Genomic DNA, 22,680 nt, shown 5'->3' with positions numbered 1-22,680 from the left:
AGAGGGGTTCAGGCCGGGGCGCAGGTCTTCTCGTCGACCAGGACGGCCAGGTCGGCGAGCACGGGGTGGGCCATGAGCTCCGGCAGGGACACCGCACGGTCGAGGGCGATGGCCAGCTTCACCGCCGACAGCGACGTGCCGCCGCGGTCGAAGAAGGAGTCGGTGCGGCTCACCTGGTCCTCCGGGATGCCGAGCACCCGCGCCCACGCGGCCGCCAGGCGCCGCTCGGTGGGCGTCCGTGGGCTGCTGTGCTCCTCCTCGACGGCGGCGAGGTCCGCGGCCAGCGCGGTCAGCGCCTTCTTGTCGATCTTGCTGTTGGTGGTGAGCGGCAGGCGCTCCCGCCAGTGGAAGGCCTTCGGGACCATGTAGACCGGCAGCGACGCGGCCAGCCGGGCGCGCAGCACGTCGGCGTCCACCGCCTCCGCCCCCGAGTAGAAGGCCACCAGGTGTCGGCTCCGGTCGGCGCCCTCGGCGACCACCACGGCGGCGTCCCGGACCCCCGGCGTGCGCAGCAGGGTGTTCTCGATCTCGCCGATCTCGATGCGGAAGCCGGAGATCTTCACCTGGCTGTCCCGGCGGCCGAGGAACTCCAGCTTGCCGTCGGGCCGCCAGCGGCCGTGGTCGCCGCTGCGGTACAGCCGCCGGCCGGGCCGGTACGGGTCGGGCACGAAGGCCAGCCGGGTGCGCTCGGGGTCGTTGACGTACCCACGACCGACGCAGACGCCGGAGAAGACGATCTCCCCAGGGGCGCCGAGCGGGACGGGGGCCAGCTGCTCGTCGACGACGCGGACCTCGACGTTGGCCACCGGGCCGCCGAGCGGCACGCGGTCGCCGTCCGGGACGCCGTGCATGACCTCGTGGTTGGTGTCGTCGGAGGTCTCGGTGAGCCCGTAGGCGTTCACCAGCGCGACCCCGGGCTTCGCGGCGAACCAGCGCTGGGTGAGCTCCTTCTTCAGCGCCTCGCCGGTGACCGACACGCAGCGCAGGTCGGGCAGGTCCCGCGGGTGCACCTCGAGGTAGGAGAGGACGACCTCGAGGTAGGACGGCACGACCTGGACGACGGAGACCCGCCCCGCGGCGAGCAGGTCGACGAAGCGCTCGGCGTCGAGGACGACGTCCTGCGGGACGAGCAGGGTGCGCCCGCCCACCAGCAGCGCGGAGACCAGCTGCCACAGCGAGATGTCGAAGCACTGCGGGGCCACCTGGGCGACGGTCTGCCCCTCGCCGATGCCGAGGTCGTCGATCTTGGCGAAGAGGTGGTTGAGCATGCCCGCGTGCTCGCACATCGCCCCCTTGGGCTCCCCGGTGGAGCCGGAGGTGAAGTAGATGTAGGCGAGCTGGTCCGGGGTGACGGCGATGCCGAGGTCCTCGTCGGAGTGCCCCTCGGCGACGGCGGCACCGACCTCCAGGGCCGCCACGCCGGGCAGCCGGGTCAGGGCCGCGTCCAGCGAGGTGGTGCTGCCCGGCTCGGTGAGCACCAGCCGGCACCCGGCGCGGCCCAGCGTGGTGGCGATGCGGTCGGCCGGGAAGTGCGGCTCGACGGGCAGGTAGACGCCGCCGGCCTTGAAGACCGCGAGGACCGCGGTCAGCCAGTCCAGGTTCCGCTCGGTGACCACGGCGACGACGTCCTCGGACTGCAGCCCGCGGGCGCGCAGGGCCCGGGCCAGCCGGTTGGCGCGGGCGTTGAGCTCGCCGTAGGTCAGCTGCCGGTCCCCGTGGACGGCGGCGACGTCGTCCGGGCGGAAGCCGGCCTGCTCCTCGAACAGCTCGTGCGCCCGGCGGTCGGGCAGCTCCCGGGCACGGCCGGCCATCCCGTCGAGCTGGCGGCGCAGCTCGTCGGGGGCCAGCAGGCTCTGCCGCGCCGGGTCGGCGTCGGGGTCGGCGGCGATCAGGGTGAGGGCGGTGCGGTGGTAGCCGGAGATCCGGGCGGCGGCGCCGGCGTCCAGGGCGTCCTTGCGGTACCGCAGCGCCAGGCGGGCGCCGTCCCCGGGGACGCCGACCCGGAGGACCGCGCCGTCGGGGAGCTCCCCGTCGCCGCTCGGGTCGAAGACCACCTCGGACGTCGGGCCGGTCAGGTCCAGCTCGCGGCGCAGGTCGTCGAGCGCGACGTCCCGGTGGGCGCGCAGCCCGGCCTCGACCGCGGCGGCCGACCGCACCAGCTCGCGCCACGACCCGGTGTCCGTGGACAGCCGGCAGGGCAGCGGGCCGCCGCCGCCCCCGGCGAGGTACCCGGTGACGACGTCGGCCTCCCCGGAGAGGGCCGCGAGCACCCGGGCGTGCGCGGCGAGCAGCACCGACCGGAGCGGCACCTCGAGCTCGGCGGCCAGCCGGCGCAGGGCCGCGGTGAGGCTGCCCGGCAGCAGCGCCTCGTGCCGGGCGGTGCCGGGGCGGGGGTCGAGGGTCCACCGCGGGACCGCGGTCGACCCGCCCGCGCGGAGCACCCCGCGCCAGAAGTCCTGGCCGGTCTCGGCAGCCGTGACGGTCATGGAATGCGTTCCCTTCTCAGCGGGCGGTCGGGGTCAGGTGCCGTGGGCCGGCACGGTGCCGCCCTCCGGACGAGGACACGGGGACGGGGTCGGTCCGCGGCGGCACGAGCGTGGCCGCCGGCAGCTCGCGGGAGGTGGGTGCGGACAGGGCGGCCGGGACCTCGGGGAGCGCTTCCGCGGGGTTGCCACCCCAGTGCTCGCCCGGCGGGATCTCCTCGCCCTTCATCAGGAACGAGTCGGCCGCGAGGACCGCGCCGTCGCCGAGCGTCACGCCGTAGTGGGTCCAGGCCGACACGCCCACGGTGACCCCGTTGCCAAGGGTGATGGTGTCGGACTTGAAGGCGCCGTCCTCCTGCGAGTGCGCCTGCAGCCACGTCAGGGCGTTGAGGGTGCAGTCGTCGCCGATGCTGACCAGGGTCCGCTCGGGGATGTCGGCCCCGTCGTCGAACAACCGGCGCCCGACCCGGACGCCGACCAGCCGCCACATCAGGCCCTTCATCGGCGTGCCGTTGAACAGGGCGGGGTTCCACAGCAGCTTCCAGTAGCGCTCGTGCCACCAGAAGTACGGGTCGTAGATCGAGCAGAACTGCGGCTGGAGCCGGCCGAAGCGCAGGTTGGCCCGCTCGACCACGACGCCGTAGGCGATGGTGAACAGGACGATCCCGAGCTCGGCGGCGAAGATCGACCATGCGCCGAGGCTGTGGTGCAAGTCCGCGGCGGCGAGCGCGAGCAGCGTGAGCCCCAGGTAGTTGACCCATCGGACCAGCAGGAAGCACGCCATCGTCCGCAGGTTGTAGTGGTTCTTGGCGGCCAGCCGGACGGGCAGCTCCTGCGCGCTCTTGTAGTGGTCGAACGTGCCGTCGCGCTCCACCGACCGGGGGATCTCGAACGCCGGTGAGCCGAGCAGCCCCACGTCGTCGCGGACCGGTCCCTCGATGGGCAGCTGCACCTTGGTGGCCAGCAGGCAGTTCTCACCCATCTTCGACTGCGGCGGGTAGATGATCCCGTTGCCGAGGAAGCTGTGCGGGCCGATCGTCGCGCGGGAGACGCGGAACGAGGTGGCCGAGAAGTCGGTGTTCACGACGGCCAGCCCGTCGGCGACCATCGTCCCGGTCCCGACGGTGACGTGGTACGGGGTGTCGTGGGTGACGTTGGTGCCGAAGTTCGACCCCGTCTGCACGACCTCGGACAGGTCGTACCCGATCCACTGCAGGTAGGAGACGATGTAGGAGCTGTCACCGAACAGGCCGGTCAGGAACTTGCGGTTGGTCAGCCGGGTGATCCCGCGCTGCACCGCGTAGTGGAACCCGTACAGCGGATAGACCCGGTCCGGGGTGATGAACAGGTTCAGGACGCGCGGGACCGTCGTCGCGACGAGCAGTCCCAGGAGCACCGCGCCGAAGAACAGGACGGCGGAGACCTCGACGGCGTGGACGTAGAACGTCAGGTCCGCGAACGCCAGCGGCCCGGGGTCGAGGAGCGCGCCGATCTCCGGCCACAGGACCAGCAGCATGGCGATGCCACCGATGCTGAGGGGCAGGGTCAGCAGGACGACGGTGAGGAACTGCCAGAGCGAGTAGACGACCCGCCGCCGCGTGCCGCACGGGGCCGGGGGGACCACCCGGTAGTCGACGTCGGTCCGCTGCGCGGGGTTGCCGTGCCAGTGCTCGCCGGCGGGCACGGCCTGGCCGCGCTGCAGGGTGGAGCGCAGGCCCAGCTGGGCGCCGTCGCCGATCGAGGTGTCGATGTCCAGGACGGTGGCCTCGGCGACCAGGACGTCGCGGCCGATGGTGACCGGCCCGATCTGGATGGCACCCGCGTGCGCCCGGTAGCAGGCGAACACCGACTCCCGGCGGATCACCGTGTGGTCGCCGATGGTCAGCAGGTCGGTGGCGACCGGCACCTGCTTGGTGGCCAGGATCGTGACGCCGCGGCCGATCCGGGCGCCCAGGGCCCGCAGATAGAGCACGACGATCGGGGAGCCGCTGAAGAACACCATCAGCGGGTTGGCGCGGATCAGGGTCTTGACCAGCCAGAACCGGACGTAGCCCAGACTCCAGACCGGGATCTCCCGCGGTGTCCACCGGCCGATGAGCACCCACTTCGCGACGATCGGGGTGACGATGACGCCCACCAGGGTCGCGGCGCCGAAGACGACCGCCCGCAGGTACTCGTTGACGAGGGTGCGGCCGTCGGAGATCCAGTCGAAGCCGGCGGCGGCCACGACCGCGACGACGTAGGTGTAGGCCAGGAAGGCCAGGACCTGCAGCGCCCCGACCAGCGCGTAGCGGAGGGTGCTGACCGGTGGCCCTCCGGCCGCCGGGGCCTGCGCCGCGGTCGGCACGGGTGGAGCCGGGACGGCGGCGGGCAGGGGTGCGGCGAGCGCCGTGGCGAGCCCGCGGATCGTCGGGTGCGCGTAGACGTCCTTGATCGACACCGAGGGCAGGTGGTTGCGCTTGCGGACGCGGGCGCAGAACTGGGCCATGACCATGGAGTCGGCGCCCAGGTCGTCGAAGAAGTGGCTCTCGGGGGTGACGGGCTTGCCGACCACGTCGGCCAGCACGCTCACGAGGGCGTCCTCGACGGGGTCGGTGGCGGGTGCCGGCGCCGGGGCCAGGGCGGTGGCCAGGTCGCGGATGGTGGGGTGCCGGTAGACGTCCTTGATCGACACCGAGGGCAGGTCGGTGCGCTTGCGGACGCGGGCGCAGAACTGGGCCATGACCATCGAGTCGGCGCCGAGGTCGTCGAAGAAGTGGCTCTCGGGGGCGACGGGGTTGCCGACGACGCCGGCGAGGACCTCGGCGAGGCCGTCCTCGACGGGGTCGGGTGCCGGCGCCGGGGCCAGGGTGGTGGCCAGGTCGCGGATGGTGGGGTGCCGGTAGACGTCCTTGATCGACACCGAGGGCAGGTCGGTGCGCTTGCGGACGCGGGCGCAGAACTGGGCCATGACCATCGAGTCGGCGCCCAGGTCCTCGAAGAAGTGCGCGGTTGCCGGCACCGGCTTGCCGACGACCTCGGCCAGCACGCCGGCCAGGGCACGCTCCGCGGGGGTCGCCGTCGCCGGGTGGCCGTCCCTGCCCGGCGACGGGGCGGGGACGGCCGGGACGGCGGGGTCGGCGGTCAGGACGTCGACGGGTTCCTTCAGCACGTGGGCTCCTCGGCCTCGGCTCAGCGACAGGGGCCGGCGCGGGGCGGTCGCGCCCCGCGCCGACGGAGGGGTCAGGCGGACTGCAGGCCCGCGGCGAGCTGGCTGTCGGAGAGCACGTCCTCGCCGTACAGCGCGTGCAGCCAGTTGGACTGGTAGACCGTCTCCAGGTAGCGCTCACCCAGGTCGGGGGCGATGGCGACGGCGGTGAGGTGGCTCGCGTCGTGCTCGGCCAGCCAGCGGACGGCGCCGCTGACGACCGTCCCGGTCGAGCCGCCGAAGAGGAATCCCCGCCGGGCCAGGCGGTGGCAGGCGCGGATCGCGTCGACCTCCTCGACCATCACCACCTCGTCGACGTAGCTCTCGTCGAGCAGCGGCGGCCGCATGCTCATGCCCAGTCCGGGGATCATCCGGCGGCCGGGGGTACCGCCGAAGATGACCGAGCCGACGGCGTCCACGGCCACCACGCGGACCGGCCGGTGCCACTCGCGGAAGAACCGGGCGCAACCCATCAGCGTGCCGGTGGTGCCGGCGCCGACGAACAGGACGTCCAGCCGCGGGAAGGACCGGACGATGGCCGGCGCCGTGGTCCGGTGGTGGGCGCGCCAGTTGCCCTGGTTCGTGTACTGGTTGAGCCACACGTACCGCGGGTCGGCGGCGCACAGCGCCTGAACGTGGTTCAGCCGGGCGCCGAGCAACCCGCCGGCCGGGTCCGGCTCGGAGACCACGTGCACCTCGGCGCCGAGCGCCTCCATGAGCAGCCGGGTCTGCAGGTTGCACCGCGAGTCGGTCACGCACAGGAACCGGTAGCCCTTGCTGGCCGCGATCATGCTCAGCGCGACGCCGAGGTTGCCCGACGAGGACTCGACGATGATCGAGTCGCGGGTGAGGACGCCGTCCCGCTCGGCGCTCTCGACCATCTCGGTGGCCGCCTTGACCTTGACCGAGCCGGCGAAGTTGAAGCCCTCGCACTTGAGGAACAGGGGCTGGTCGAGGATCGGCTCGAGGTCGACGTAGAGGTCGTCCTCGTTGAAGGCCTGCGGGCTGGAGATGATGGTCACCACGAACTCCTCGCCTCAGAGCGGGGGCCCGGAGCCGTGGATCGTCACGGTCTCCGTGCACACCGAGGGGAGCGGCCCCGTTGCCCTCCCCGTCGTCGGGACGCCGACGCGGGCACGAGCCTCCAATACGGACAGGGCGGGTCTCCATACGACCTTGGGACTAGTACCGGGGGCACGGGACCTCCGGCCCGGTCGGGACGTCCCGGACCAGGACGGATGGCGGGCAGCCCACACCCGCGCGGCTCCCGGACCCTGTCGGTGCCGCCGCCTAGCGTGGACGGCGATGACCGAGGCCCCGTGCACCCCGAACCCGACGACCGCCCAGTTCCCGAGCGTGCCGCCCGCCGGCGCCACCCCGGCGCCTGCCGGTGCCCCTGCGCCGCCCACGGGTACCCCTGCGCCTCCTGCCGGAGCGACCCCGTCTGCCGGTGCCCCGCCGACGCCCCCCGCCGGTCCCGCGCCGTCCGGGCCGCTGGCCACCGGGCCGATCCCCGGCGGTGCCCCGCCGGCCCCGCCGGCGCCGCAGGGCGGGCCCACCCCGCCGGGAGCACCGGCTGCGTCGTCGGCAGCCGGGAGCGGGCGGACCGCCGAGGCCCCGGTGGCGCCGCCCGAGGGGCACCAGCCGACGGGGCCGGTCCCCGGCCGGCCGCGGGTGGGGCCGCGCCGCGCCAGCCCGCTGACCCGCATGGGCCCGTGGGCGCCGGCCGCCGGGGCGCTGGTCGGCCTGCTGGCCGGACTGCTCGCCGTGCTGTTCCTGTCCGGCGCGGCCGACGCCTTCAACGAGCGGCTGGCGCTGGTCTTCCTCCTCGTCGGCCTCGGCATGCTCGGGGCCGCGGGGGCGCTGCTGGCCGACGAGGTGCGGCTGGTGCGCCGCGGCGCCCGGGAGGCGGGCATCCGGCCGGCGTGGGTCGAGGCGACGGCGAACCTCATCAACGGCCTCACGCCGGCCCGGCTGCTCCTGCTGGCCAGCGCCTTCGTGCTCTTCCTGGCCGCCCACGTCACCTGACCGCCCGCCCCGGCGCCGGGGCGGCGGCCGGTCAGTCGTAGGCCTGGACCGCCAGGGTGATCGCCAGCCCGATGCCGGCGACCGCGATCAGCCGCCGCAGTGCCGTCTGCGGGGCCCGGCGGACCACGCCCGGCCCGATCCGGCCGCCGATGAACAGCCCGATGGCCAGCGGGATGGCCGCCGACCACGCGACCGGGGTCGAGAGCACGAACGCCGTGGCCGCGACGGCGTTGGCCATGCCCAGCACCACGTTCTTGAGGGCGTTGCCCCGCGGCAGGCCCTCGCCGGTGGACAGCAGGAACATCGCCAGCATCATCACGCCGGCCGCGGCGCCGAAGTAGCCGCCGTAGATGGCGATGGTGAAGGTGCCCAACGGCAGCCACCACGGGTCCCGGTGGGTGGGGTGGTGCAGCCTGCCCTCGACCGCCAGCTCACCGGGCGGGCGCTGGACCAGCAGCGCGATGGAGGCACCGGCGATCAGCCACGGCACGATCCGCTCGAAGGCGTCCGACGGGGTGAGCAGCAGCAGTGCTGCTCCGGCGGCGCCGCCGAGCAGCGCGCCCACCGACAGGCGGAGCAGCCGGCGGCCCTGCCCCCGCAGTTCGGGCCGCGAGGCGCTGACCGAGCCGACGCTGTTGAGCACCAGGGAGACGGTGTTGGTCACGTTGGCCGTCACCGGGGGGAGGCCGGTCGCGAGCAGCGCGGGATAGCTGATCAGCGAGGCCAGCCCGGCGATGCTCCCGGTCAGGCCGGCGCCGATCCCGGCGAGGACCAAGAAGCCGAACCCGACGGGACTCACCCGGCGTCGTCCTCACGGACGGGGGCCGCCCGCAGCTCGCGCGGCCGCAGCCGGCCGGCGACGAGGTCGGCGGCGACGTCGTCGACGACCCGCCCTGCGGTGATCGCGGCCGCCTGCATGGTCGCCAGCGCGTCGGCGGGGGGCAGGTCCAGGGTGACGCCGATCAGCCCCATGGCCTGCCAGACCCGGGTCCGCCGCTGCGCGTCCGGCCCCACCAGCCAGTCGCTGCCGTCGTCGGGGAACTCCGGCCCGCGGACGGAGAGCAGCAGCTCCTGCGCCACCCGCCCGGCGACCACGGCGACGTCGCGGCGGTCCAGCCGGGTCAACGCCGCGGGGTCGTGGACGTAGAGGTCGAGGACCACCAGCGGGCCCAGCGGCGGGGGGAGCGGCACCGAGAGCACGGCCCGGTGCGCCGTCTCGGCCATGAGGGACGCGAACAGCTCCGGCCAGTTGCGCTCGATGTCGCTCGGCGCGAAGGCGATGACCGTGCCGTCGTCGTGGGCACGCAGGCACGGCCCGTCGCCGAGGGTGAACTGCTGCCGCTCGGCGTGCGCGGCCGACTCGTCACTGGCGCCGATGGGGGTCCGCAGGGTGCCGGCGTGCAGGCTCAGCCCCGCCCCGTCGACGCCCAGGACGCCGGCGGTGGCGCGCGCCAGGCGGGAGGGCAGCAGTTCGGGGCCGGCGGATGTCGGCGGGGCGTTGCGGAGGGCGTCGTCGAAGCGCTCGGCCACCGGACCCGTCATGACCTCCAGCTTGCCGGGTGGCCCGGTTCACACCCGTGCCGGGCCGTCAGCGGGACAGCAGCACCCCGATCGCGACGCAGCCGAGCAGCACGATCGCCGTCCGGAGGACCGCCGAGGGCAGCCGCCGGCCGAACCGCGCGCCGGTGTGCCCGCCCAGCAGCGACCCCGCCGCCACCAGCCCGGCAGCCCGCCAGTCCAGGCGGTCGGTGGCGACGACGACGTAGGCGCCCGCCGCCACCGCGTTCACCGCCAGGGTCAGCACGTTCTTCAGCGCGTTGAGCCGTTGCAGCGACTCGTGGAGCAGCAGCCCGAAGATGCCGATCTGCAGCACGCCCTGGCTGGCCGCGAAGTAGCCGCCGTAGCTGCCGGTGGCGTAGGCACCGGCGAACAGCGCGGCCAGCCGGCCGCGCCCGATCCGCTCCGGCGGCGGCGGGTCCTCCTCGGCACGTCTCCGGCGGGCCAGCGTCCGCTGCAGCAGCGGCTGGACGACGACCAGCACCACCGCCAGCGCGACGAGGACCGGCACGACCGACTCGAAGGCCTCCGCCGGCAGGTGCAGCAGCAGGAAGGCGCCGGTGAGCGCGCCCAGGACCGACGCCGGGAGCAACCGCAGCAGCAGCCAGCGCTGGCCGGCGAGCTCCCGCCGGTACCCGACCGCGCCGGTCAGGTTGCCGGCCACCAGCCCGAGGGAGTTGCTGACCGTCGCGGTGACCGGTGGCAGACCGACGGCGAGCAGCACCGGGAAGGTGACCAGCGTGCCCGAGCCGACGACGGCGTTGATGCTCCCGGCCGCCAGCCCCGCCGCGGCGACGGCCAGCATCTCCCACCCGCTCATGTGGTCATCACCGGTGAGGTTGCCACGCCCGCGAGGGTGGCGGGGGAGAGGGGAGTCGGTCGAGCCGCGTGCTCCCCGTCTCCAGCAGCCACCTCGCAGCACGGTCACGACTCCACCCGCGATGCCAACGACGCTGCGGTGCTCGTCGCAGTTCAGCGGCCGAGGCGCCGGCCCGGAGCGACGTCCGCGCCGCCTTCGGTCCGCGTCGTCCCAGCAGGGAGTCCTCGCCCGGCCGTGCGCAGGGAACTCCAGGTGAGGAGGCGCTCCAGTGGCCCCCGGCCGAGGAGCAGCCGCCAGATCGTGGCGGCGGCGGTGGTGATCAGCACGTGGACCAGCCAGGGGCCGTTGGTGTCGTGGTCGAGGGTGCCGTGGAGCCACACGGCGACGAGCCCGCCGACGTACGCGCTGAGGGCCATCGACCCGACCGCCGCCAACGGGGAGAGGACCCTCGGCAGCCGGTCGGCGAGCACCAGGCACACGGCGATGACCGTCAGCGCGACGCCGACCGATCCGGCGATCTCGAAGGTCGTGCCACTGTGCGGCGAGGCGCCGACCAGCCAGGTCGGGTCCCACATGTCAGGACGCTCGGAGAAGCCGTCCGGACTCCGCACCGGCTGCCCGCCGGCCCACGCCTGGGTGGTCAGCCAGCCGCCGCCGTAGCCGAGGACGGCGAGGGCTCCGCCGGCGCCCAGGAGCCGCACCCGCACGCGTGCCGAGGTGAGGTCGCAGCGCCCGACGGCGAGCCCGACGAGGATGAACGTCCACCAGATCAGCGCGGGGTAGGCGCCGGTCACGGCCAGCGAGACGAACGGGGTGTCGAAGGCGTCGTTGCCGTCGGCGAAGTGTGCCAGCAGCAGGTCGGCGGGCGGGGTCAGCACGGCCAGCACAGCGGCCGCGACGAGCAACCGCGCGGGCGACCATCGCAGGAACGGCAGGGCGAGGACGAACAGCAGCGCGTACACGCCGAGGATCACGTCGATGTCGGTGCCCAGCGCCTCGAGCGCGCCGCCGATGACGAACAGCCACGCGGCCCGGACCAGGATCCGCATCCGCGCGCGGACCAGCTCGTCGCCGGTGACCGGTTCGGTGCGCCCGGACAGCAGCGCCACGGAGATCCCGGCGAGGACGGCGAACAGGATCGACGACCGCCCGTTGACCACACCCAGCCACCCCGCGGGCGTCGGTTGCACGTCGCCCGGCACGGCCCCGACGTGGGCGCCGAGCATCCCGAACACCGCGAGCGCGCGAGCCACGTCGAGACCGACGACCCGGCCGGACCGTCTCGTGGGGTGGGCCGGGGTCGTCGGCGGTGCGGTCGCGCACGCGGCGCCAGGGGCGGAGCTCATGGCGGGGCACGGTAAGCGGCACGGAACGGGGTCGTGACGCCCATCGAGGACCCTTTGCCAACTCATGAAGGACCCTTTGCCAACCCCTTGCCGATCGCACAGGCGCCTGCACCGGCCCCCGCTCCCGGGGCAGCCCCCTCCGCCTGGTCGAGCACCGCTCAGCGATGCGGTGACACGGCTGCAGGGACCCTGCATCGTGGGAGCTGCCGGGTGGCCAGCACCGTGCGGGGGGCGGAACGGAGGCGATGCTCGTGCGCACTCGCATCATCGGCGTGGCCGTGCTGGCCTCGGCCGTCGCGACCTTCCTGTTCGGCGTCCCCCTGGCTCTCGCGGTGTTGAGACACCTCATGGGGCAGGAGCGCGGCCACCTCGTGCGGGTCGCCAACGACGTGGCGATCGACGTCGCCGACGGCGTGGAGGGCGGCTCTCCGATCGACCCCGCCGACGTCATCGACGTCGGCGACGACGGCGAGGACCTCACCGCCGCTGTGTTCGACCAGGACGGGGACCTCTTGGCGGGTGCGACACCCGATGGGGACGTCGCGGTCCTGGCGTCGGCGCTCGACGGCGAGATCAGAGCCGACGTCGACGGTGACGTGCTGGTCGCGGCGGCTCCGGTCACGCACGGCGAGGACGTCATCGGCGCGGTGCTGGTCTCCGAGGACCGCGGGGACGTGTTGGGCGAGGTCGCCCTGGTCTGGGCTGCCATGGCCGGGCTGGCCGTGGCGGCGGTGACCGTGGCCTGGCTGGTCGGGCGGTGGCAGGCCCGGCGGCTGGCCGGCCCGCTGGAGGACCTGGAGGAGAGCGCCCGCCGGCTCGGCGATGGGGACTTCAGCGTCCGCAGCCGTCCGGGCGGCATCCCCGAGATCGACTCCGTCGGTGCGGCGCTCGACACGACCGCCGAGCGACTCGACGACCTGCTCGCCCGCGAACGCGCGTTCTCCGCCGACGCCTCCCACCAGCTGCGGACGCCGCTGGCGGGCCTGCGGCTGCGGCTGGAGGCGGCGCTGGAGCAGCGCGACCACGACCCCTGGCCGGCGATCCTCGCGAGCCTGGCCGATGCCGACCGCCTGGAGGCCACCATCGAGGAGCTGCTGCTCCTGGCCCGTGCCGGGCAGCGCACGGGATCCGGGCCGCTCGACCTCGGCGTGCTGATCGGGGAGCTGTCCCCGGAGTGGGGTGCGCGACTGGCGCTGCACGGCCGCGACCTGGTGGTCAGGGCGGACCCGGACGTCCCGGAGGTGCGCGCGTCGGCCGCCGCGGTCCGGCAGGTCCTCGGCGTGCTGGTCGACAACGCGACGGTGCACGGCGTCGGTGCCGTGACCGTCGCGGTGCGCCGGGCCAGCGGAGCGGTGGCGGTGGACGTCTGCGACGAGGGGCCCGGCGTCCCCCCGGGCTCCGGGCTGCCGTTCGCCCAGGGAGCAGACCGGTCGGACGGGCACGGCGTCGGCCTGGCGCTGGCCCACCGCCTCGCCGAGGCCGAGGGTGGCCGGCTGCACCTCACCCAGCACTCACCCCCGGTGTTCACCCTCCTGCTGCCCGAGGCCGAGGACGCCGGGACGGGTGCCACGGGTTCCGGCGCGTCGCGCCCGGGCAGGCGGTGACGGCGGCGCCGCCGTCGGTGGGCGTGCCCGACGACCGGTGCAGGGTCGCCGGCTGCGGTCCACCCGGATCCACGGCGGGCTGACCCGGCTCTCGCCGCCCGGCTCCTGGGCGCCGACACAGCTGCACCGGACCGGCTCACCCGGTCAGACGGCCAGCCCGCTGCAGGACCGCCGGCAGTCCAGCGACCAGATCGCGCTGTCCAGCGCGGCGAACCGCGCCGAGTACAGCAGCCGCTGGCCGTTCGGGCCGGGCACCGACCCGTCCGCCGCGCGGTCCCCGCCGCCGGGCTGCCGCCCACCGGGCCCGGGGGACGACGGGGCGGACGGGGCCGTCGGGGTGGCCGGCGCCGCCGGGCTGCTGTCGCCGGACGCGGCGACGTAGGTGAGGCCCGCGGTCAGCACCGACGAGGTGCCGTCGGGGGCGAACACGTGCACGTCGTAGGAGCCCGCGGCCCGCGCCGGGGCGGTGAACGTGACGCTCGTGGCCGAGGCGCCCACCACCGTCGCCGCGGCACTGTCGCCCACGCGCACCCGCACGCCGCCGGGGATGGCCCCGCCGGTGATGGTGACGCGCGTACCGCCGGCCACGCTGACCCGGCTCGGCGCGATCGAGGTCAGCCGGAACGGCCCCACCTCGGGGTAGGTCCGCTGCCCGCCGAGGTCCGGGGTGCTGCCGGGCTGCTGTCCGCCCGGCGCCGGCGCGGCGCTTCCCGGCGAGGGGGAAGTACCCGGGGTGGGGGACGTGCCGGGTGTGGGCGAGGTGCCGGGCGCGGGGGAGGACCCACCGCGGGGAGGGGTGTTCCCACCCGGCGCCGGGCTGCCCGAGCCGTCCCGCTGGCCACCCGAGCCGTTGTCGCTGTCCGGGGTCGGCGCACCGGGAGCGAGGCCACCGGAGGGCGGCGGGGTCGACGGTGTGGCCGGGCTGCTGCCGCCGGGCCGGGTGCCCGGGGCCGGGGGCCTGCCGGTCCCCGGAGCCGGGGTCGCCGCGCCGGGAGCGGGGCTCGTCGGGGCCGGGGTCGAGCCGCCGGGGGCGGGGGTCGAGCTGCCGGGGGCGGGGGCCGAGCCGCCGGGGGCGGGGGTGCCGCTGCCCGGCACCGGCGAGGGGGCCGGGGAGTCCGCGCCGTCGTCCGGGGTCGTGTACGCCGCCCCGACCAGCAGGGGCGCGGCGGAGGCCGGGCCCAGCGGCGCGCCGTCGCGGAACACCTGGGCGCAGAGGACGTAGCGACCCTCCGCGAGGTCGGTGCTGGGGGACAGGACCGCCGAGCCGAGGTCCGACCGGTCGCCCAGGGAGAAGGCGGCCTCCCCGGCGTCGTCGGTCGCGACCGTGGCGCCGCCGAACGTGACCGGGTGCCGGGTGAGCGCGAGCAGCCGGCCCTCGTGCTCCATGCCGAGCGCGAACCGGACGGAGAAGGCGCCGGCCGGGGCCGAGCCGGTGGCGACCACGGTCGGCGTCACGGTGCCTGCGTCGGCGGTCATGCCGGAGAAGGTGTACGCGACCGGCGCGACGGCACCGCCGAGGGCCGACAGCGACAGCCGCCCTCCGGTGACCGACCTGCCGGCGAACGCGGCCACCGGGTCGACGTCCTCGAGCAGCCGGGTCCTGAGCGCGGTCGCGGGGGCGTCCGGGTCCTGCGCCCGGTACAGCGCCACCGCGGCGGCGACCTGCGGAGCGGCCATCGAGGTGCCGGTCATGAGCCAGTACCCGCCGTCGTTCCTGGGGGCGAACACCAGCTCCCCGGGGGCGAAGAGGTGGACCGACCGCCGGCCGTAGGCCGAGCTGCTGCTCACCGTGTCGGCGGCGGTGCTGTTCCCGACTGTCACCAGGTTCGGCGCGGAGAGGCTGGCCGGGTAGAACGGCGACGTGTCGCGGTCGAGCGCGTCGTTGCCCGCCGCGGCCACCACGACGACGCCCTTGCTGTTGGCGTAGTCGATGGCCGCCTGCAGGATCGCCGCGCCACCGGGACCGCCCCAGGAGGCGTTGACGACGTCGGCGCCGTTGTCGGCGGCGTAGCGGATCGCCTGCGCGCCGGCCCACAGGTCGACGCCGCTGCCCTCGCCCACCACCAGCGGCATGAGCGTGACGCCGGGCGCGACCCCGGCCGAGCCCTCGCCGTTGCCGGCCCGCGCACCGGCGATCCCGGCCACCCCGGTGCCGTGCGCGTTGCCGGTGCCGACGACGTCCGGGCTGTCCCGGTAGAAGTTCCAGCCGGCGCAGTCGCCGGCGTACCCGTTGCCGTCGTTGTCGACCGGGGAGCCGCAGATCTCGTCGGGGTTGCGCCACATCCCGCCGGCCAGGTCCGGGTGGCTGGTCACGACGCCGGTGTCGACGACGGCCACGGTGACCCCGCGCCCGGTGCCGGCCTGCCACCCGGCGGGGGCGTCGACGTCGGCGCCGGCGACCGCCTGCTGGCCGTAGGCGTTCGAGCCGGTGTTCGCCAGGTTCCAGCCGTAGTAGGGCCAGTACGGGTCGCTGACCGACTCCGCGGTGACCCGGCCGGGGACCGACGGCTCGACGGCGGCCCCGGGCACGACCGCGCGCACGTCGTCCGGGCTGAGGCCGTCGCCGGCGACCAGCGCGCTGCCGTCGAAGAGCCGCTGGGCGCTGTCGACGGGGGCCGACTGCGCCAGCGCGGCGAGCTGCTCGTCGGTGACCCCGCCCGGGACGGTCACCACCAGGCGGGTGAGGCCGTCACCGGCCGGGCCGTAGTCGGCGGCGTCGGCGATCTCCAGCGGGGCGGCCAGCGCCACCGTGTCGATGACCGCGGCGCCGCCGAACCCGAGGGTGGCCGTGGCGACCACCGCCACCGCCCTGCCGGTGCGTGTCCCGAGCCATCCGCGCGAGCCGCCCGCGCCGGCCCCAGCCGAAGTCGTCATCCCCGTCCCATCCGTGGTGTGCGGACCGCAGGTCCGCGGCGGGCCGGCTCCGTGCCGGCCGGTGCGACCGGGGTCGCCCGGCCTCACACGCAGTGGGCGGAACGTAGCTCTGTGCAGTTGACGGTGTCTGTCCCTCGGGACGGGGGGTCACCCCTGCGGGCGAGGAGGGCGAGCAGACCGGGCGGTCAGTCCCTGCGGCCGGCGTCGACCAGGCGCAGGACCACGGCGCCCTCCTCGTCGGAGGCGGCGAGGTCGACCTCGACGTCGAGGCCCCAGTCGTGGTTGCCGTCGGGGTCGTCGACGATCTGCCGGACCCGCCAGACACCGGGTTGGGTCTTGTCCCATATCAGCAGCGCCGGCCCTCGGGCATCGGCGCCGGTGCCCACCTCGTCGTGCTCGGCGAAGTAGCCCTGCACGACCTCACCCCAGCGGTCGGCGTCCCAGCCGGAACCCGCGTCCAGCTCCCCCAGGTCGTACCAGCGCCGGCGCGCCCACAGCTCCACCCGCCGGAAGAGCGCGTTGCGCACCATCGCGGTGAACGCCCGCTCGTTGCCGGTGAGCGGGCGCGGCCGGGCCGGGACGGCGACCGGCTCGTCCAGCGGCTGGTCCGGGCTGGTCAGCTGCTCCCACTCGTCGAGCAGGCTGGAGTCGACCTGCCGCACCAGCTCGCCGAGCCACTCGACGAGGTCGGTGACCTCCTCGGTGCGTGCGCCCGCGGGGACGCCGGAGCGCAGCGCCTTGAACGCGTCGGAGAGGTAGCGCAGCACCGCACCCTCGGCGCGGGTCAGCCCGTAGGTGTTCACCAGCTCCCGGAAGGTGGCGGCCCGCTCCCACATCTCCCGGACCACCGACTTCGGCGACAGGTGCGCGTCAGCGGCCCACGGGTTGGACCGGGTGTAGACCTCCAGCGCGTGCTCGAGCAGCTCCTCCAGCGGCTTGGGGTGGGAGATCTCCTCGAGCAGCTCCATGCGCTCGTCGTACTCGATGCCCTCGGCCTTCATCTGCGCCACGGCCTCGCCGCGGGCCTTGTTCAGCTGCGCGGCCAGGATCTGGCGGGGGTCGTCGAGGGTGGCCTCGATGACGCTGACGACGTCGAGGGCGTAGGTCTCCGACGCGGGGTCGAGCAGCTCGATCGCGGCCAGCGCGAAGGTCGACAGCGGCTGGTACAGCGCGAAGTCCTGCGGCAGGTCGACCGTCAGCCGGTAGCGGCGACCGTCGGCGTCGGGCTCGGGCAGCCGCTCCACGATCCCCGCCTGGAGCAGCGACCGGGCGATCCCGATCGCCTCGCGGACGTGCCGCAGCTGCCGCTTGCGCGGCTCGTGGTTCTCGGTGAGCAGCCGGCGCATGGCGACGAACGGGTCGCCGGGCCGGTCGACCACGTCGAGGACCATCGCCGTCGTCACGCGCATGTTGCTGGTCAGCGGCTCGGGGTCGGCCTCGACGAGCCGGCGCATGGTCGCCTCGCTCCACGGCACCATGCCCTCGGGGACCTTGCGGCGCACCAGCTTGCGGCGCTTCTTCGGGTCGTCGGCGACCTTGGCGAACTGCTTGAGGTTCTCCACCTCGTGCTCGGGCGCCTGGACGACGACGGTGCCCGCGGTGTCGTAGCCGGCGCGACCGGCCCGCCCGGCGATCTGGTGGAACTCGCGGGCGTTGAGCAGCCGGGTGCGGCTGCCGTCGTACTTGGACAGCGCGGAGAACACGACGGTGCGGATCGGCACGTTGATGCCGACACCGAGGGTGTCGGTGCCGCAGATGACCTTGAGCAGGCCGGCCTGCGCGAGCTGCTCCACCAGCCGGCGGTACTTGGGCAGCATCCCGGCGTGGTGGACGCCGATGCCGTGGCGCACCAGCCGTGACAGCGTCGTCCCGAAGGCGGAGGAGAACCGGAAGCCGCCGATCATCTCGGCGATCGCGGCCTTCTCCTCCTTGCTGCACACGTTGACGCTCATCAGCGCCTGGGCCCGCTCCAGCGCCGAGGCCTGGGTGAAGTGGACGACGTAGACCGGGGCCTGCCGGGTGTCGAGCAGCTCCTGGATCGTCTCGTGCATCGGCGTCGTCGCGTAGTAGTGGTGCAGCGGCACCGGGCGCTCGGCGCCGGCGACCAGCGCGGTGGGCCGGCCGGTGCGGCGGGTGAGGTCCTCGCGCAGCCAGGTCGTGTCACCGAGGGTCGCGCTCATCAGCAGGAACTGCGCCCGCGGCAGCTCCAGCAGCGGGACCTGCCAGGCCCAGCCGCGGTCGGGGTCGCCGTAGAAGTGGAACTCGTCCATCACCACGAGGCCGACGTCGGCGTCCGCCCCCTCGCGCAGCGCGATGTTGGCCAGCACCTCGGCGGTGCAGGCGATGATGGGCGCGTCCCGGTTCACCGCGGCGTCGCCGGTGAGCATGCCGACGTTCTCGGCGCCGAACACCCCGCAGAGCGCGAAGAACTTCTCGCTGACCAGCGCCTTGATCGGCGCGGTGTACCAGCTGCGTCGCCCGGCGGCCAGCGCCGCGTACTGGGCGCCGGTGGCCACCAGCGACTTGCCCGAACCGGTCGGCGTGGCCAGGACGACGTTGGCGCCGCTGACCAGCTCGATCAGCGCCTCCTCCTGGTGCGGGTACAGGACCGTGCCGTTGCCCTCCGCCCAGGCGGCGAAGGAGGTGAACAGCTCGTCGGGGTCCGCGCCCCGCGCCCGGAGGGCGGAGAGGTCGCTGGTGTCGTCGAGGAGGGGAGGGGCGGTCCTCGAGGCGGTCGGCATGGTCATCGTGGGAGACAGCGTGCCCGACCCGCGTTCCCTTCCCGTCAGGCCGGTGCCGCGCGTCATCCTCCGGTCGGTCCGGAGGGCCTCCGAGGAGTGACGCTCCCGGCTCATCGGGCCCGGTGGCCCCAGCTGTCCCGCCGACCCGCCTGCGTCCGCGCGACGGGTGCGGCCAAGACCGGGCGCGGCCCCTGAGGCCCTGCAGCGCTGGTCGACCGGCGACCTGCGCGACGGCCGCCGCCGCACGAGGAGAGGACCTGTCTCACGGGGTGGTCCCGGAGGCGTCCGCCGTCGGCCGGGGGGAGATCCGCCCGGAGCCCGTCGGTCCGGTTCCGGAACGGACGGCGAGGGTAGGCGGGGGCGGTACCGCTCAGGAACCCCGATGGAGGACCCGTGTCCGAGCCCCGCCCGGAAACCCAGCCCGCCCAGCAGCAGGACGTCCCCGGCACGTTGGGGGAGATGGACCCCAAGCCCGACCACGGGGAGGAGAGCTATCGCGGCTCGGGCAGGCTGACCGGCAAGGCGGCGGTCATCACCGGCGGCGACAGCGGCATCGGCCGCGCGGTCGCGATCGCGTTCGCCCGTGAGGGCGCCGACGTCCTGATCTCCTACCTCAACGAGCACGAGGACGCCGAGGACACCAAGAAGTACGTCGAGGAGGCGGGGCGCACGTGCGTCCTGGTCCCCGGTGACCTCGCCGACCGGGCGCACGCCAAGACGATCGTCCCCACGGCGGTCGAGGCGTTCGGCAGGATCGACGTCCTCGTCAACAACGCGGCCTTCCAGATGAGCCACCCGTCGCTCGAGGAGATCTCCGACGACGAGTGGGACCACACCGTCGCGGTGAACCTGTCGGCGATGTTCACCCTGTGCAAGGACGCGATCCCGCACATGCAGCCCGGTGCGTCGATCATCAACTCGTCGTCGGTGAACTCCGACAACCCCAGCCCGCACCTGATCGCCTACGCCATGACCAAGGCCGGCATCGCCAACTTCACCGCGTCGCTGGCGCAGATGTACGCCGAGAAGGGGATCCGCGCCAACAGCGTCGCCCCGGGGCCGATCTGGACGCCGCTGATCCCGGCGACCATGCCCGAGGAGAAGGTGGAGAGCTTCGGCCAGCAGGTGCCGATCGGCCGCCCGGGCCAGCCCGCCGAGCTCGCGCCGGTGTACGTGATGCTGGCCAGTGACGAGGCGTCCTACGTGTCCGGCGCCCGCGTCGCGGTGACCGGCGGCAAGCCCATCCTCTGACCGCTCGGGGGAGTGCCACGGCGCGGCCCCCGCTCCGTGGCACTCCCCGCGCCGGGGCCCGCGGGATCAGTTCAGGCTCGGTGACGCGCAGCCCGGGGCGGGGAACGTCACCGCCGGGGCGGACCACCCGCGCCCACCCGCGACGAGCTCGGCCCCCGCGTCGCGGCGGCGCGGCAGGGCGGTGAACTCGTACGTGCCGACCTTGGCGACGGTGCCCTCCGGACCCTCCAGGAGCGCGGGCGAGATCCCCAGGCACCGGGTGCTGAACGGCGCGGAGGGAGTGGCCACCACCGTGCGCAACCGCTGCAGCACCAGGTCGAGATAGAACCGGTCGCGCGACGGCGAGCGGGGGAGCTCCACCCGGGCCGTCAGCCACTGGACGGCGGCGGGGCAGTGCCCGGGGTCCTCGCCGGTCCACCCCAGGACCAGGCAGCAGGCCGCGGCGCCCTCCCGGTCGCAGCACCTCCCGGGTCCACCGCGGTCCGGCGCGTTGAGCAACAGCGCCCGGAGCACGGGGTCGCGGACGATCAGCTCGCACACCGCCATGCGCACGTCCATGGCAACCGTCCCGTCGGTGGTCCGTTGTCCTGCTCGATCCCCACGCTATGGAGGCCCCGGCAAGGGGATACCCAGCCGTAGGTAAACGGCTGGCAAAACATCGCGGGGTCCCTCGCCGGGGTCAGCCGGGGCGGTCGAGCGCGGCGGCGAGGCGGGCGACGTCCTGGGGGCGCACCCGGCAACAGCCGCCGACCAGCCGCGCGCCGGCGGCCACCCACGCGGGCACCTCGTCCGGGTCGACCCCCGGCGTCCCCGTCCAGCGGCGGGCGGGGGCGTCCCAGCCCTCGCCGCTGTTGGGGTAGGCCACCAGGGGCGTGCCGGCCGACGCCGCGGCGGCCAGTGAGGGGCCGACGGCGGACGGCGCGGTGCAGTTGACCCCCACCGCGACGACGGCGTCCACGCCGCGGGCGAGGGCGAACACGTCGGCGGCCCGCTCGCCGCGCCGGGTGCGGACGACGCCGTCGCCGTCCACGACCGTGGTGAGCGACAGCCACACCGGGACGCCCAGCGCGTCGGCCTCCGCGACCAGCGCCTCCGCCTCGGCCGCCGCCGGCACCGTCTCGCAGGCGAGGACGTCGGCGCCCGCCTCGGCCAGCAGCTCCATCCGGGGGCGGTGGAAGGCGCGCAGCTCGCCGACCGACAGCTGCGCGCAGTACGCGCCGGTGTACTCCGACCCGTCGGCGAGCACGGCCCCGTACGGCCCGACCGACCCGGCCACCCAGCACCCCGGCGCCCCGCGGCGCGCCAGCTCGACCGAGGAGGCGACGAGCCGGCGCGCCCGGGCGGCGTCCACCCCGGCCGCGGCGAACCCCTCGACCGAGGCCTGGTAGCTGGCGCTCGTCGCGACCTGCGCGCCGGCCGCGGCGAACGCGGCGTGGGCGGCCACCACCGCGTCCGGGTCGTCGCGCAGCAGCCGGGCCGACCACAGCGCCGAGGACAGGTCGTGGCCCTGCGCCTCCAGCTGGGTGGCCAGCCCGCCGTCGAGGACGACCGGCCCGGAGCGGAGGGCGTCGGCGAGCGCGCGGGCAGGCATGCCCTCGATCCTCCCGCGGTACAGGGCGACCCATGGTGTTCATCTGGAGCAGCAACTGGGGCCCCCGGCGGCGCCCGCCCCGGCGGTACCACGGCCGCGGCTACGGGCGGGGCTACGGCGCCTACGGGCCCCCACCGCCCGGCTACGGCTACGGCTACCGGCGGGGGTACGGGGGCGGCAGCGACTCGTGCCTGCGCGACCTGCTGTTCCTCAACACCGGGTGCTGCCTGGCCAACGCCATCGGCTGCGGGGTCGACGGGCTGTTCCTCGTGCCGACGACGGTGCGGCACGTGCACGCGGCCGGCACCGGGCGCCGCGGGACCCGGGTGCGCGACCGGCTGGTCGCCGCCGTCCGCGTCTACCAGCGCGAGATCAGCCCGCGCCGCCCACCGGTGTGCCGGTTCGAGCCGACCTGCTCGTCCTACGCCGTCGAGGCGCTCGAGCGGCACGGCGCCGGGCGCGGCACCTGGCTGACCCTCCGCCGGCTGCTGCGCTGCCGGCCGGGCGCGACCGGTGGCCCCGACCCGGTCCCGGCCGGCGGCTGACGGTCAGTCCTCGTCGTCGGGGTCCGGCTCGGGGGCGCGGGTCAGTGCTCCGGCGACGAGGAGTGGCAGCAGCCCGAAGACCACGGTGGCGTACACCCCGCCGCCCAGCGCGGGCAGCAGCCCCGTCGTCCCGTCGGTGAGCGACCAGCCCAGCCCCACCAGCGGCAGGGTGACGACGGCCGTGGCCCGGATCGCGCGCCCCTGGACCGCCCGCCCGTGGCGGCGGGTGACCAGCCCCACGGCGAAGGCCGGCACGAAGGTCAGCAGGCCGTCGAACACCGGGATGACCGGGCCCCCGGTGCCGACCAGGGCGGCCAGGAACAGGTCGTGCCAGACCAGCGCGGCGGCCGTGAGCACGACCAGCCCGACCCACGTCGCCGCGACCAGCGGCGCGCCGCGCGGCACGGGGCGCAGGCCCGCCCCGATGGCGAGGCAGGACAGCGCGGTGCCGGTCACCAGGGCGAGCAGGGTCGGCGGCACGTGGGTCACCTGCCAGCCCGAGGTCGTCCGGTCCGGCAGCGGCCAGCCCAGGGCCCCGACCGCGCAGGCCGCCAGCGTCAGCCCGGCCGCCACACCGGTCAGGACGGCCGGCGAGCGGGAGCCCGGGAAGGGATCGGCCGCGGTCATGCGCGGCAGGCTCCCGGACCGCGCCG

16 protein-coding genes are annotated in these 22,680 nt (G+C 75.1%); 4 read left to right on the top strand and 12 right to left on the bottom strand.

All coding sequences use genetic code 11. From position 1 onward, the window contains the following. Positions 1-8: 8 nt before the first annotated feature. The 3 genes from ACI79C_RS18235 to sbnA form a co-directional block, all read right to left on the bottom strand. Positions 9-2,486, bottom strand: coding sequence for a non-ribosomal peptide synthetase (locus tag ACI79C_RS18235; protein WP_456947094.1), 2,478 nt, complete (start codon positions 2,484-2,486; stop codon positions 9-11). Positions 2,487-2,502: 16 nt separating this feature from the next. Beyond that, positions 2,503-5,634: a Pls/PosA family non-ribosomal peptide synthetase gene (locus ACI79C_RS18230; RefSeq protein WP_456947093.1), complete on the bottom strand. Its 3,132-nt coding sequence runs from the start codon at positions 5,632-5,634 to the stop codon at positions 2,503-2,505. Between the two features lie 71 nt (positions 5,635-5,705). Further along, on the bottom strand, positions 5,706-6,692 hold the full coding sequence (gene sbnA, locus ACI79C_RS18225) for a 2,3-diaminopropionate biosynthesis protein SbnA (protein WP_456947092.1): 987 nt from the start codon (positions 6,690-6,692) through the stop codon (positions 5,706-5,708). A 598-nt stretch (positions 6,693-7,290) separates the two neighbouring features. On the opposite strand from sbnA, the gene ACI79C_RS18220 reads away from it, so the two are divergent. Continuing rightward, positions 7,291-7,698 (top strand): hypothetical protein, encoded by a 408-nt coding sequence (locus ACI79C_RS18220; protein ID WP_456947091.1) that lies wholly within the window; start codon positions 7,291-7,293, stop codon positions 7,696-7,698. Positions 7,699-7,729: 31 nt separating this feature from the next. Here ACI79C_RS18220 and ACI79C_RS18215 read toward each other — a convergent pair whose 3' ends face one another. From ACI79C_RS18215 to ACI79C_RS18200, 4 genes are all read right to left on the bottom strand, one after another. Beyond that, positions 7,730-8,497, bottom strand: a complete 768-nt coding sequence (locus tag ACI79C_RS18215; protein ID WP_456947090.1) for a sulfite exporter TauE/SafE family protein — start codon at positions 8,495-8,497, stop codon at positions 7,730-7,732. Beyond that, entirely contained in the window at positions 8,494-9,240 is a 747-nt protein-coding gene (locus tag ACI79C_RS18210) for a hypothetical protein (protein ID WP_456947089.1), read from the bottom strand. Before ACI79C_RS18210 ends, ACI79C_RS18215 begins: the two co-directional genes overlap by 4 nt. A 46-nt stretch (positions 9,241-9,286) precedes the next feature. Further along, the gene (locus tag ACI79C_RS18205) at positions 9,287-10,075 is read right to left on the bottom strand and encodes a sulfite exporter TauE/SafE family protein (protein ID WP_456947088.1); all 789 of its coding nucleotides are present in this window, start codon (positions 10,073-10,075) and stop codon (positions 9,287-9,289) included. A gap of 152 nt (positions 10,076-10,227) precedes the next feature. Continuing rightward, positions 10,228-11,421 carry a heparan-alpha-glucosaminide N-acetyltransferase domain-containing protein gene (locus ACI79C_RS18200; protein ID WP_456947087.1) on the bottom strand — a complete coding sequence of 398 codons (1,194 nt, stop codon included), beginning with the start codon at positions 11,419-11,421 and terminating at the stop codon, positions 10,228-10,230. Between the two features lie 251 nt (positions 11,422-11,672). On the opposite strand from ACI79C_RS18200, the gene ACI79C_RS18195 reads away from it, so the two are divergent. Then, entirely contained in the window at positions 11,673-13,025 is a 1,353-nt protein-coding gene (locus ACI79C_RS18195) for a sensor histidine kinase (protein WP_456947086.1), read from the top strand. 144 nt (positions 13,026-13,169) lie between these two features. Here the strand turns inward: ACI79C_RS18195 and ACI79C_RS18190 are convergent, their stop codons facing one another. Beyond that, positions 13,170-15,830, bottom strand: a complete 2,661-nt coding sequence (locus tag ACI79C_RS18190) for a S8 family serine peptidase (protein WP_456947085.1) — start codon at positions 15,828-15,830, stop codon at positions 13,170-13,172. Positions 15,831-16,084: 254 nt separating this feature from the next. Next, positions 16,085-18,646 carry a DEAD/DEAH box helicase gene (locus ACI79C_RS18185; RefSeq protein ID WP_456947084.1) on the bottom strand — a complete coding sequence of 854 codons (2,562 nt, stop codon included), beginning with the start codon at positions 18,644-18,646 and terminating at the stop codon, positions 16,085-16,087. A gap of 387 nt (positions 18,647-19,033) precedes the next feature. Here ACI79C_RS18185 and ACI79C_RS18180 point away from each other — a divergent pair, with 387 nt between their 5' ends. Next, positions 19,034-19,891, top strand: coding sequence for an SDR family oxidoreductase (locus ACI79C_RS18180; protein WP_456947083.1), 858 nt, complete (start codon positions 19,034-19,036; stop codon positions 19,889-19,891). A gap of 66 nt (positions 19,892-19,957) precedes the next feature. On the opposite strand, the gene ACI79C_RS18175 is transcribed toward ACI79C_RS18180, so the two are convergent. Both ACI79C_RS18175 and mmuM read right to left on the bottom strand, forming a co-directional pair. After that, positions 19,958-20,449 carry a hypothetical protein gene (locus ACI79C_RS18175; protein WP_456947082.1) on the bottom strand — a complete coding sequence of 164 codons (492 nt, stop codon included), beginning with the start codon at positions 20,447-20,449 and terminating at the stop codon, positions 19,958-19,960. A gap of 121 nt (positions 20,450-20,570) precedes the next feature. Next, on the bottom strand, positions 20,571-21,482 hold the full coding sequence (mmuM, locus tag ACI79C_RS18170) for a homocysteine S-methyltransferase (protein ID WP_456947081.1): 912 nt from the start codon (positions 21,480-21,482) through the stop codon (positions 20,571-20,573). 32 nt (positions 21,483-21,514) lie between these two features. On the opposite strand from mmuM, the gene yidD reads away from it, so the two are divergent. Next, the gene (gene yidD / locus ACI79C_RS18165) at positions 21,515-22,027 is read left to right on the top strand and encodes a membrane protein insertion efficiency factor YidD (RefSeq protein WP_456947080.1); all 513 of its coding nucleotides are present in this window, start codon (positions 21,515-21,517) and stop codon (positions 22,025-22,027) included. 3 nt (positions 22,028-22,030) lie between these two features. Here yidD and ACI79C_RS18160 read toward each other — a convergent pair whose 3' ends face one another. Next, the gene (locus ACI79C_RS18160; protein ID WP_456947079.1) at positions 22,031-22,654 is read right to left on the bottom strand and encodes a hypothetical protein; all 624 of its coding nucleotides are present in this window, start codon (positions 22,652-22,654) and stop codon (positions 22,031-22,033) included. Positions 22,655-22,680 lie beyond the last annotated feature (26 nt).

Source organism: Geodermatophilus sp. SYSU D00697, assembly GCF_054050175.1.
This window is presented reverse-complemented; position numbering and strand designations above follow the sequence as displayed.